Raw genomic sequence first — 11,347 nt, 5'->3', positions numbered from 1 at the left:
AATTAAGAAATCGAGTTAAAAAAGGCTTTAATGAGTGGCTGGGCTTTTGATTGATTCAAACAACAAACGCCAAGTTCGAACGGCTCTATTTCGCCGATATTAGCGAGATTTCTCACTTTATCTTTTACCGGGCTGTTATCCACCACCACTTGCGGCACTATGCCAACGCCACAACCTAAAGCAACCATACTGACCAAGGCTTCGTGCCCTGAAACTGTTGCGTAGATCATTGGTTTTCCTTGCTGTTTTTTACGATACCAGAGTTCAAAGCGTTTTCGTGCGGCGCCATGTTCAGGCAAAATTATCGGAATTTCAGACCAAGTCAATACTTTTTGACTTAGCTGTTGCTGCACCTTGCAGGTCATTGTTGGTGCAATTACCGCCATGGCTATGGTATCTAAGTGATGAAAATACACACTACGAGGTAACTGCTCGGGGGCGGCAGCGATAGCAAAATCAACGGATTGATTTTGTACTTGTTCAAGGGCATCAGCAGCATCACCCGTGGTTAACATGATCTCTACCAAAGGATGACGAGCACGAAATCGTTCCAGCAAGGGCGGTAAATGACTGTACGCCGCGGTAACTGAGCAGTAAATATGAAGTTTTCCGGTTAACTCGACTTGTTTTTCAGCAAGTGATTGTTTGAAGCTAAGCCATTGCTCAAGCTGTTGTTCAGCATAAATTTTGAATTTCTTGCCAATATCCGTTAATACCACCGTGCGATTGTCTCGATGTAATAACTCACCGCCGACTTCATCTTCAAGCCTTTGGATTGCCCTGCTCAAGGTAGAAGGACTGATGTGATGCGCACGTGCCGTTTTAGCAAAGTGTAAACTTTGGCTCAAATGGCTAAACATCGCTAGTGCTTTTTGATCCATTATTTTTCCGTAGGCGGGATTTAAATCGCGCAGGTAGATTAATATCAATCATTGCAAAAAACGCAACGTAGTGGTGCGAATATATCACTTTTTGCAACGTTAATGCTAGGGTATGATGTTTATATGGTAAAAATCATGGTAAAAAGTATCGTCAGAAAACTGACTTTGTTTTTAACTAATATCCAGAACAAAATTTTGAGGAATCAACATGAGCAATTATTTCAATACCTTAAGCCTACGTGAAAAGTTAGGTCAATTAGGCCAATGTCGTTTTATGCAACGTGAAGAATTCAGCGATGGCTGTAACTTCATCAAAGACTGGAACATTGTCATTGTTGGTTGTGGCTCGCAAGGTTTAAACCAAGGTTTAAACATGCGTGATTCTGGTTTAAATATTTCTTATGCGCTACGTGATGCAGCGATTAGCGAGCAGCGTCAATCATGGCAGTGGGCTACTGAAAATGGTTTTACGGTTGGCAACTATGCAGAATTGATTCCGCAAGCCGATTTAATATTAAACCTAACACCTGACAAACAACATACTTCTGCCGTTACTGCGGTAATGCCGTTGATGAAGCAAGGCGCTACGCTTTCTTACTCACATGGTTTTAATATTGTTGAAGAAGGCATGCAAATTCGCCCTGATATTACCGTGGTTATGGTGGCGCCTAAGTGTCCAGGTACAGAAGTACGTGAAGAGTACAAACGGGGTTTTGGTGTACCAACCCTTATTGCTGTTCACCCAGAAAATGATCCACAAGGTAACGGTTTAGCGATTGCTAAAGCATACGCTAGTGCTACTGGCGGTGATAGAGCGGGTGTTTTACAGTCATCTTTCATTGCTGAAGTTAAGTCTGACTTAATGGGTGAGCAAACTATTCTTTGTGGTATGTTGCAAACGGCTGCAGTTTTAGGTCACCAGCAATTAATCGCACAAGGCATGGACGCAGCTTATGCGCGTAAATTATTACAATACGGCTTAGAGACAACTACTGAAGGTCTTAAGCACGGCGGCATCACTAACATGATGGACCGTTTATCAAACCCGGCTAAAATCAAAGCCTTTGATATGTCAGAAGAATTAAAAGTGATTTTACGTCCGTTATTTGAAAAACATATGGACGATATTATTGAAGGTCACTTCTCGAAAACTATGATGGCAGATTGGGCTAATGATGATATTAACTTATTAACATGGCGTGCAGAAACTGCTGAGTCTACCTTTGAATTAGCCGCTGATTGCGAAACAGAAATTACTGAACAAGAGTATTACGACAAGGGAATTTTCGTCATTGCTATGATCAAAGCCGGCGTTGAACTTGCTTTTGAAGCTATGGTTGAGGCTGGTATTGTTGAAGAGTCGGCTTATTACGAGTCACTTCATGAAACACCCTTAATAGCTAACTGTATTGCGCGAAACAAGCTTTATGAAATGAATGTGGTAATTTCAGATACTGCCGAATATGGCAACTACTTATTTACCCATGCAGCCGTACCCTTGCTTGCAGATTTCACGCAAAAATTAACCCTTGAAGAATTAGGCGAAGGGTTCAAAGACAGTTCGAACAATGTTGATAATGCTCGTTTAATTGAAGTAAATGAAGCTATTCGCAGTCATGGTGTTGAAGTGATTGGTAAAAAATTACGTGGTTACATGAAAGATATGAAGAAAATTGCTAGTGCAAAATAACATTCGCCTCTTGAAGTAGAGCGCATATAAGTAACTAAAAACGGCAGCTGAATTCAACGTCAATGCCGTTTTTTATTGCCTGGATATTTAAGTGAAAATTTTGCTATTAATTGCCGAACATTAAAAACGTCTTAACAAGGAACAAACCTATGTCAGAGTTCAAACAAGTTACCATAAGCAAAGCCGCCAATGTCTATTTCGATGGCAAAGTCACCAGCCGTAAAATTACCTTTAGTGATGGTAGTTTTAAAACCTTAGGCATTATGATGCCAGGTGATTATAAGTTTGCCACCAATGAACAAGAACTGATGGAAATTACCGCCGGAGAGTGTGAAGTTTTACTTAGCGGTGCCAGTGATTGGCAAAGTATCAGCGCCGGACAATCTTTTAACGTTGAAGCTAATAGCTCCTTTGAGATCAAAGCTAAAACCTTAGTGGATTATTGTTGTACTTATATAAGCTAACTAATTTACTGATTGCTATTAGTTAACATTAGACGCTATTGTTCCAATGTTAATATTACTTGACCACTTCATACAATATCTTTTTCAATTCGCCTTGTTGTGGTGAGCATACTCTGGTTTTGTTGAGATATAGAAGCTGCTCGCTGGACAAGGGTAAGCAGGTCTAACTTTAGGGTACTGGTCGCATTCATAGCCAAAGCGTAACCCTCGATGGTGGACCTGCTATCCTGAGCACCTGAGTCGATAAAGCATCAGGTGCTGCAAACCTACCCCGCGAATTAGTCTATTTCATCGGTAACACAGCCCAGCGATGCTGATTTTACTGTGGCGATATATTTTCTTAGTACGCCGCTGGTTGCCCGGTAAGCAGGTTTTACCCAAGCAGCTTTTCGCTTGGCGATTTCAGCCTCATCGACCTTTAGTTCTAAAGTATTCGAGATAGCATCAATGCGGATAATGTCACCATTTTGTACCAAACCAATCAAGCCGCCTTCAGAAGCTTCAGGGGTAATATGGCCAACGACAAAACCGTGAGAACCACCAGAAAATCGACCATCGGTGATTAAAGCCACGTCATTGCCAAGGCCAGCACCCATTACTGCGGAAGTGGGTTTAAGCATTTCTGGCATACCTGGGCCACCTTTGGGTCCAGAATAACGAATAACAATCACTTCACCTTTTTGCACCTCTGCTGAGATACCTTTAATGGCGGCAAATTCATCTTCATAAACTCTGGCCGGACCTTCAAATATTTCGCCTTCTTTACCGGTGATTTTTGCTACCGAACCTTCAGCCGCTAAATTACCATAAAGAATTTGTAAGTGGCCGGTAGCTTTGAGGGGATTATCAATAGGTCGGATGATATCTTGGCCTGCGGGCAGACCGGGGACATCAGCTAGGTTTTCTGCGATGGTTTTACCGGTAACAGTTAAACAATCACCGTGCAATAAACCTTCAGCCAATAAATATTTCATTACTGCCGGAATGCCACCAATCGCATGTAAATCTTGCATCAAGTATTCACCAGAGGGCTTTAAGTTGGCCAAGAAGGGGGTCTTGTCGGCCATCGCTTGGAAATCATCTAAGCCTAAGTCAACGCCACAGGCACGCGCCATGGCTATCATGTGCATAGTGGCGTTGGTCGAGCCGCCTAAAATCATGATGATACGTAAGGCATTTTCAAAGGCCTTTTTGGTCATGATGTCTTTGGGCTTGATGTCTTTTTCCATCAAGTTTCTGATGGCAGCACCCACTTTGGTCAATTCAACTTTTTTCTCATCACTAACCGCTGGGTTGGAAGACGAGTAGGGTAGACTCATGCCTAAGGCTTCAATGGCGGAAGACATAGTATTAGCCGTGTACATGCCACCACAGGCGCCAGCGCCGGGGATAGCATTTTGAATGATACCCTTATAATCTTCGTCAGTGATCACGCCCTGTAATTTTTTGCCGTAAGCTTCGAAAGCAGAAACAATGTTCAAGTCTTCACCTTTCCATTTTCCTGCTTTGATAGTACCGCCATAAACTAAAATGGCCGGACGATTTAAACGCGCTAAAGCAATCATAGCCCCTGGCATGTTTTTATCACAGCCAACCACTGGCACAATGGCATCATAATACTGAGCGCCAGCGACCGTTTCGATAGAATCAGCAATGATGTCACGGGAAACCAGCGAATATTTCATGCCCTCAGTGCCATTGGCAATACCATCACTGACCCCGATGGTGTGAAATATTAATCCCACCAATTCGGCCGCTTTTACACTGGTCTTGACCTGTTTAGCGAGGTCGTTTAAGTGCATATTGCATGGGTTCCCTTCCCATCCGGTAGAAACAATACCCACCTGAGCTTTTTTCATGTCTTCTTCGGTCAAACCAATGGCATATAGCATGGCTTGTGAAGCAGGTTGTGATTCGTCTAAAGTGATTGTTTTTGAATATTTATTAATTTCTGACATGAGTATTAGTGTTTCGGCTTATTAATGTCCACCATCATAGAGTTTTCTCTTAAATAAAACTAGCCGAGAGCGGGCATTTTTTCTTCTGAGATATAACCAGAGCCAGTGACTTAAAGGTGAGTAATAAGTCGTCAGTGATAAAAAGACAGCTTGAGGCCGGCCGCGTTAACTTGTGCGCTGGTTATTAGTAAACCTTTAATATCATACATACAAAAAGAACAGTGTAACCAAGAGCCTAGCTAGAAATAACTTGCTTTGCAGTTAACAGTCAATTAACGTGTTATCAGAAATAATTCACAGTAGAATTCATATCATTAGAAGGTAAATTTATTTATGGACAATATATTGTTAAGCTTACTCACTAACCCGCTTGTCTGGGTGACGATTGTTATTTTATACACCCTAAAAAAGGGTGTCTATTTTGTGCCGCAAAACCGTGGCTATGTTGTTTATACCTTAGGGAAATACACCAAAACCCTATCGGCGGGTTTAAATTTTCTTATTCCTTACGTACAAACAGTGGCGGCTGATCGAAATTTAAAAGAGCAATCGTTAGAAATAATCTCTCAGCCAGCGATCACCAAAGATAATATCACCTTGGATATAGACGGTATTTTGTTTATGAAAGTTATCGATGCCGCTGCCGCGACCAATAACATTACCGATTATAAAACGTCCGTTGTGCAACTTGCCATGACCTCAATGCGTAATGCTATTGGTTCGATGGAGTTAGATGAATGTTTCCAAAATCGTGATGCTATCAATGCGCAAATTTTAGGTGCTATGACTGAAGCGACCGCACCTTGGGGCGTTATGGTGACGCGTTATGAAATTAAAGATATCACCCCGCCGCAAACCATTCGTGAAGATATGGAAAAACAAATGACGGCAGAGCGAGAAAAACGTTCGGTTATTTTAACCGCTGAAGGGGTTAAAACCTCCGCCATTACCGAAGCTGAAGGTTTAAAACAAGCGCGTGTTTTAGATGCAGAAGCGGCAAAAGCAGAGCAAGTATTAGCGGCACAAGCCACTAAAGAATCACAAATATTAGAAGCAACCGGTAAAGCAGAAGCGATACGTTTAGTGGCTGAAGCCGATGCTAGTGCCTTAGACGTAGTGGGTAGTGCTGCCAATACTGAACAAGGTAAAGCAGCGGTAACTTTAACCTTAGCGCAAGATGCTATTAAGGCGCATCAAGCCATAGCGAATGAAAGTACTATAGTGCTAACCGATGGTAAAACCGGTGATAACATTGCCAATACTGTTGCCCAAGCGATTGCGGTATCGAGTAGTTTAAAGCTTTAATGTTGCTAAGAGTTAAAGGTAAGGAATTATATTAATATGCAGACCTTTTTAGAAAACCATCAACTTATCTGGTATGCCATCGCGGGTTTAAGCCTAGTGCTTGAGTTAGGTGTTATGGGCTTAAGTGGCCCGTTATTATTCTTTGCTATCGCCAGTGCTCTCACTGGGGTGTTAATCAGTGTCGGACTTATTGACGGTTGGCAAAATGAAATATTGGTGGTTGGGGTATTATCTGCTGTTATTACCTTGTTGCTGTGGAAGCCGTTAAAGAAGATGCAAAACTCTCGCAGCAAAACCGATGATTCCAGCGATATGATAGGTTTGCAAGTACCGGTAAGTGATGATATTACCAAAGCTGGCGGTAGTATTCGTTACTCAGGACTTAATTGGCCGGCGCGTTTAGCTGATGATGTTGATATTGAGGTAATTGAAAGTAATAGCCAATGTACTATTGTTGCGATTACGGGAAACACTATGTTAGTTGCGCCAATTGACTAAGCCATTATCATTTTAAAGTAACTTATTGGTATTATTATAAACCAGGACGAATATCATTATTCGTCCTGGTTTTTTATTGTCAATTTCTTACTTATTTATCTATAAATACGTTCAGCCCAGCGAGCTAATCCTGAGGTGACACTACCAAAATGATCACCGACAATCAGTGGGATGCCAGGCATTTGTTGCTGTAAAAACTCACTTAGTACCGGTGATTTTGCTGTACCGCCGGTAACAAAAATAACATCAGGCTGACACTGCGCTTCGGCCACGGCCGATGTCATCAACTGAGCTATCTGATCGAGAGTTCGCATATTTGCTTGTTTTAACATTGCTCGAGAGACAGTTATCGATAAGTTTTCATGAATATCATCTAGATGAATGATTTGCTCTTCATGATCTGACAAGCCAATTTTGGCTTGCTCAGCGGCATTGACTAGTTGATAACTGAGTTTGTGATCGTGGACAGTGAGTAAACGTGACACCAACTCACTTTCTTGCGCATCTAGGCTTAATAGTTTTAGTTCACGTCTATTTTTGGCGCTATAAAACTCGGTTTGTGCATTAATATTATTGATTGCCAGAGCTTGTCTAAAGTTTGCGCTTGGCATAGGTTTACCTGTTTTTAGTAAACTGTTCATGCCCAAGCTTGGCATGATACCTTGCAAGGCTAATTGAATATCAAAGTCATTACCAGCAACACGAACACCTGCATGCGCGAGCAGATGCTCGTTACGATTATCATGTTCAGCGAAATCTGGGCCCATTAGTAACATTGAACAATCGCTGGTGCCACCACCAATATCTACCACTAATACCCGAGTTTCTTTAGTAAGAGATGCTTCAAATTCAAAACCTGCAGCGACGGGTTCATATTGAAACTCAACCTCTTTAAAACCAACACGTTTTGCCGCTTTAGTTAAGACACTAATGGCCTGTCGGTTACTTTCCTCGCCATGTAAACCTTGGAAGTTAATCGGGCGACCGATAACCGTTTGGGTCACTTCTTTTTGTAAGGCTTGCTCGGTGAGTCTTTTCACATTGCTCATCATGCAAGCGACAATATCTTCAAAAAATTGAATTTGTGTGCTCGCTAAACCACTAGCACCGAGAAATGATTTCGGCGATTTGATGTAGTAGCCTTCTTCTGGATCTTGAAGGTATTGTGTTAAGGCGCTTTTACCAAAGAGTAATTCACTGGAGATACCGTCAAATTTTAACTCGCGTAGTGCCGATTGGCCTTTTTGTAGCTGATGTCTACGCTCAGCAATATAGTCTGCTTGTTGTGGGGCCGCTAATTGTTGCGATAGCCAACTACTAATAACATCGCGGCTTGGCGCATATAGATTAGAAGCAATGTATGATTCATTACTTAACTTATTACCGAGTAAAGGAATAATGTGGGGTTGGCCGTTGCGCATAGTGGCGACACTACAATTAGACGTACCGTAATCGAAACCTATCATCATTAATACCTAAGAGAATACCTGGGAGAAAAAGGTCGCGTAGCATACTCAGTTAATCAGTGATTCACAAGACTTTGTCAGTTAAAATGGCAAAAACAATCTCGAAAATTCAAGGGTCTCTATAATGAAATTAAGTAAAACCAATCAAAAAATTGATAATAATGTCTGTAAAGCGTTAACTGTTGCTTGTGAGTCCTCTTTGCATGACGTTGCCGGTTTTGTTTGGTTAACCCATAGAGCCAATTATACTAATTTTCCAGCCAGCTTAGTGATCACTTGTGTGTTTAATACCGATGAAGAAGTGGCTGCGATGAAAGCAGAGCAGCAAGATGACGTATTACGCTTGAGTATTCAAAAGCAATTATTAAAAGTGGGCGTAGTGGTTAAAAATATTAAACAGAGTGTGCGCTTTGATAGTGAGGAAGCTTGTCAGCGACAACACCGTGGGGAATGGGCTGATCGCCTAGCATTGAGCGTAGTAAAACAAAAACCTAATGCTCGACGTGTTCATTAAGAGCCGTCTTTAATATAGGGTAATAATAGCTATTGAAGACAAACAATAATAAGTTAAGCTGCTATTTTCTTCTGAGCGCTCAGCTTTTAGATCATATCGCGGACATAAATTTCTGAGTTCTAAGGCGCTAAGGGGTAAAAAGTGAGATTGTGTTAATGCTCGCTATCTTACCAAAACCTTGTACTCAGCCCTGCTGAGCAATTCACGCAAACCCTAATGCTTGAGCAAAAATGGTTAGATTATCAATCGCGCGTTAGTACAGTACAAAGCCAAAAAAATGAGCGTAAGGCGGCACTCAATGCCAACCAAGCAAAACTCAGTCAATTAGAACAAACATTACCGATAGCCATTAGCAGGGTAGCGTCGTTTAAAAAATTATACGATGGCAACCTCATTCCAGAGATGAATTACCTAGAGGCCAAAGAAACGCGCATTGAGCAACAGCAAACACTTTATAGCTACCAAGCGCAGCAACAACAAAACTTAGCGGCTATCGAGACTTCTGTGCAGCAACTCAATACGCTTAGGGCTGAAGCGGTTAGTCAAGCGCTAACACAAGTGGATGAATTTCAGCGTCAAGTGCAGTCACTTATCCAAGAATTAGCCAAAGCGAAAGATGTTACCGCCAAACAAATACTTTATGCACCGGTTACGGGGAGGGTGCAGCAGCTAGCTGTGCATACCATAGGTGGTGTGGTAACCGAGGCGCAAATACTGATGCAACTGGTGCCCTATAACGATTATTTAGAAGTTGAAGCGGTATTAGAGAACAAAGACATCGGTTTTGTTTATGTGGGTCAAAGCGCAGAAATAAAAATTAATACTTTCAACTTTACCAAATACGGCTCTATTGATGCTGAAGTGGTAAGTGTAACGGCCGACGCTATCGCTGATGAAGCGAAAGGGTTGGTTTACAAACTTCGCTTAAAAATGAAACAAAAAACCATGATGATTAATGGCCGTCAGGTTGATTTACTGCCGGGTATGTCGGTAATGGCAGAGATTAAAACCGGCAAACGTAAGTTAATAGAGTTTGTACTTTCGCCGTTAATGCGCAAGGCACACGAAAGTGTGGGGGAACGATAGAGAGCTTGGTTCAATAGAGTAAAAAACAAACTAAGGCCCATTTTTTAATAGATGTAAAAGATTAATTAATATAGGAGGGTGTCTGCTATTTTTGAAGGAAAACGTGGTAGGCCTATTGGTTGGAAGAAAGAGGTAGACGAGAGTGGTTAGTTTGTTAATTTAAAACGGCTCTGACCCCTTTTATTCTGATGATTAATGGCCGTCAGGTTGATTTACTGCCAGGCATGTCGGTAATGGCAGAGGTTAAAACCGGTAAACGTAAGTTAATAGAGTTTGTACTTTCGCCGTTAATGCGCAAGGCCAATGAAAGTGTTGGGGAGCGATAAAGAACTTGGTTTAAGTAGAAAACTAAAGCTAAAAAGACAGTGGCAGTGTCATATGACGTTAATTTTTAAGGAAATAAAATGAATATCAAGTTAAAGAAAATAACCTTATATGCAATGAAAGTACTTACTTTATTGTTATGCCTTTTTGGTTTTGTTCAAAGTGCTTTTGCTGAAGAGTTAACTCCTTGTGATGATAGAAAAATACAATTTAAAGCGTATTTTCAAGGAGAAGGGAGACCAGATTTAGAATGGAACACATTTGTGAACAGCAGGTCTCCATTTGAAAAATTTGTGGTTGAACTCGTTAATCATGTCAAAGCAAAGTTAAGTAATGAAGTTGCCTGTGAGCAAAAGTCTTTAGAAAATCCAGAAATATCATTAACATTTGTTGAACGCCACTTCCCTGTATATCAAGGTGAGTGGGGGCTATATAAAAAGGAACAAGAGTTAACGCTTAAAATTGACCCTAGTTCACTGAATAATTTTTCATGTCAGTTATCAAGCCCATGGCTAGACATGACTATTCAGCGCAATCCTAACTTAGTGGTTACTGCGGTTTTTAATTTTGAAGATAGGCAGTTTTTAGTTGACCAAACCTTGCTAACTTATCCTAATTTAGCGGCTACTTTTGAGCGCCAACCGCTGACAGATAATATATATGAGCGTTACGAGAAAGAGTATTTAGCGTTACATTCTACTCGTAAAAGTTACAGAACAAAAATGCCAAGTCCTGAAACCGCAAAAAATATACCACTAGATATGTTATGGCTTTTTGATCACACCCGATCCGAAAGTGCTGGCATTTATGAAATTAACAGGTTAGTTAGGGCACGTCATCAGGGCTATGCAAAACTTGTTAAAGCTATAGTTAGCCATTGTTTTGCTTCAGATCAATATGAATTACAGAGTTTCAAAACTATTTATGAACTTGAGAGTTTTTATAAAGCTAAAGCACTTAATAACTACAGAATAAAATCACATAAGAAAATTAATTAAGAAAAGGATAATTTGAAATAATAAAAGGGGTCAAATAATAAAAGGGGTCAGAGCCGTTTTAAGTGACCTATACTGAGGTAAATTGTATCTTCAGTAGATTGTAATTATGCCAAGAAAATCAAGAGTTTCATTAGCGGGCGTGGCGGAACATGTTATTCAGCGG

Annotated in this window: 10 protein-coding genes and 1 pseudogene; 8 read left to right on the top strand and 3 right to left on the bottom strand. The window is 41.0% G+C overall.

The features are described from left to right. Positions 1-2: 2 nt before the first annotated feature. Positions 3-881 carry an HTH-type transcriptional activator IlvY gene (gene ilvY, locus ASU03_RS17100; protein WP_057833005.1) on the bottom strand — a complete coding sequence of 293 codons (879 nt, stop codon included), beginning with the start codon at positions 879-881 and terminating at the stop codon, positions 3-5. 208 nt (positions 882-1,089) lie between these two features. Here ilvY and ilvC point away from each other — a divergent pair, with 208 nt between their 5' ends. Continuing rightward, on the top strand, positions 1,090-2,571 hold the full coding sequence (gene ilvC, locus ASU03_RS17095) for a ketol-acid reductoisomerase (protein WP_057833004.1): 1,482 nt from the start codon (positions 1,090-1,092) through the stop codon (positions 2,569-2,571). Between the two features lie 149 nt (positions 2,572-2,720). Further along, positions 2,721-3,035 carry a pyrimidine/purine nucleoside phosphorylase gene (gene ppnP, locus ASU03_RS17090; protein WP_057183131.1) on the top strand — a complete coding sequence of 105 codons (315 nt, stop codon included), beginning with the start codon at positions 2,721-2,723 and terminating at the stop codon, positions 3,033-3,035. A 278-nt stretch (positions 3,036-3,313) separates the two neighbouring features. Here ppnP and ilvD read toward each other — a convergent pair whose 3' ends face one another. Next, positions 3,314-4,993 carry a dihydroxy-acid dehydratase gene (gene ilvD, locus ASU03_RS17085; protein ID WP_057833003.1) on the bottom strand — a complete coding sequence of 560 codons (1,680 nt, stop codon included), beginning with the start codon at positions 4,991-4,993 and terminating at the stop codon, positions 3,314-3,316. A gap of 333 nt (positions 4,994-5,326) precedes the next feature. Here ilvD and ASU03_RS17080 point away from each other — a divergent pair, with 333 nt between their 5' ends. Together ASU03_RS17080 and ASU03_RS17075 are read left to right on the top strand one after the other, a co-directional pair. Then, complete coding sequence (locus tag ASU03_RS17080; RefSeq protein WP_057833002.1) at positions 5,327-6,298, top strand: SPFH domain-containing protein; 972 nt, start codon at positions 5,327-5,329, stop codon at positions 6,296-6,298. Between the two features lie 36 nt (positions 6,299-6,334). Then, on the top strand, positions 6,335-6,796 hold the full coding sequence (locus ASU03_RS17075) for an NfeD family protein (protein WP_057833001.1): 462 nt from the start codon (positions 6,335-6,337) through the stop codon (positions 6,794-6,796). 95 nt (positions 6,797-6,891) lie between these two features. Here the strand turns inward: ASU03_RS17075 and yegD are convergent, their stop codons facing one another. Then, on the bottom strand, positions 6,892-8,265 hold the full coding sequence (yegD, locus tag ASU03_RS17070) for a molecular chaperone (RefSeq protein WP_057833000.1): 1,374 nt from the start codon (positions 8,263-8,265) through the stop codon (positions 6,892-6,894). A 121-nt stretch (positions 8,266-8,386) separates the two neighbouring features. Here yegD and ASU03_RS17065 point away from each other — a divergent pair, with 121 nt between their 5' ends. The 4 genes and pseudogenes from ASU03_RS17065 (at position 8,387) to ASU03_RS17055 (ending at position 11,184) form a co-directional block, all read left to right on the top strand. Beyond that, positions 8,387-8,776 carry a hypothetical protein gene (locus ASU03_RS17065; RefSeq protein ID WP_057832999.1) on the top strand — a complete coding sequence of 130 codons (390 nt, stop codon included), beginning with the start codon at positions 8,387-8,389 and terminating at the stop codon, positions 8,774-8,776. A gap of 210 nt (positions 8,777-8,986) precedes the next feature. Continuing rightward, positions 8,987-9,862: pseudogene (locus ASU03_RS17060) on the top strand (HlyD family type I secretion periplasmic adaptor subunit); the annotation flags it as partial. Between the two features lie 188 nt (positions 9,863-10,050). Then, on the top strand, positions 10,051-10,188 hold the full coding sequence (locus ASU03_RS20900) for a hypothetical protein (protein ID WP_157465949.1): 138 nt from the start codon (positions 10,051-10,053) through the stop codon (positions 10,186-10,188). 78 nt (positions 10,189-10,266) lie between these two features. Then, complete coding sequence (locus ASU03_RS17055) at positions 10,267-11,184, top strand: hypothetical protein (RefSeq protein ID WP_057832997.1); 918 nt, start codon at positions 10,267-10,269, stop codon at positions 11,182-11,184. The last annotated feature ends 163 nt before the right edge of the window (positions 11,185-11,347 follow it).

The organism is Colwellia sp. TT2012, assembly GCF_001440345.1.
Classification (GTDB): Bacteria; Pseudomonadota; Gammaproteobacteria; order Enterobacterales; family Alteromonadaceae; genus Colwellia.
Note: the sequence above shows the minus strand (reverse complement) of the source record. Positions and strands in the feature narration are given on the sequence as shown.

Excerpts from the sequence above, each read along its gene's own strand:
- ilvY (WP_057833005.1), bottom strand. The coding sequence starts at position 881 with ATGGATCAAAAAGCACTAGCGATGTTTAGCCATTTGAGCCAAAGTTTA.
- ilvC (WP_057833004.1), top strand. The coding sequence starts at position 1,090 with ATGAGCAATTATTTCAATACCTTAAGCCTACGTGAAAAGTTAGGTCAA.
- ppnP (WP_057183131.1), top strand. The coding sequence starts at position 2,721 with ATGTCAGAGTTCAAACAAGTTACCATAAGCAAAGCCGCCAATGTCTAT.
- ilvD (WP_057833003.1), bottom strand. The coding sequence starts at position 4,993 with ATGTCAGAAATTAATAAATATTCAAAAACAATCACTTTAGACGAATCA.
- ASU03_RS17080 (WP_057833002.1), top strand. The coding sequence starts at position 5,327 with ATGGACAATATATTGTTAAGCTTACTCACTAACCCGCTTGTCTGGGTG.
- ASU03_RS17075 (WP_057833001.1), top strand. The coding sequence starts at position 6,335 with ATGCAGACCTTTTTAGAAAACCATCAACTTATCTGGTATGCCATCGCG.
- yegD (WP_057833000.1), bottom strand. The coding sequence starts at position 8,265 with ATGATGATAGGTTTCGATTACGGTACGTCTAATTGTAGTGTCGCCACT.
- ASU03_RS17065 (WP_057832999.1), top strand. The coding sequence starts at position 8,387 with ATGAAATTAAGTAAAACCAATCAAAAAATTGATAATAATGTCTGTAAA.
- ASU03_RS20900 (WP_157465949.1), top strand. The coding sequence starts at position 10,051 with ATGATTAATGGCCGTCAGGTTGATTTACTGCCAGGCATGTCGGTAATG.
- ASU03_RS17055 (WP_057832997.1), top strand. The coding sequence starts at position 10,267 with ATGAATATCAAGTTAAAGAAAATAACCTTATATGCAATGAAAGTACTT.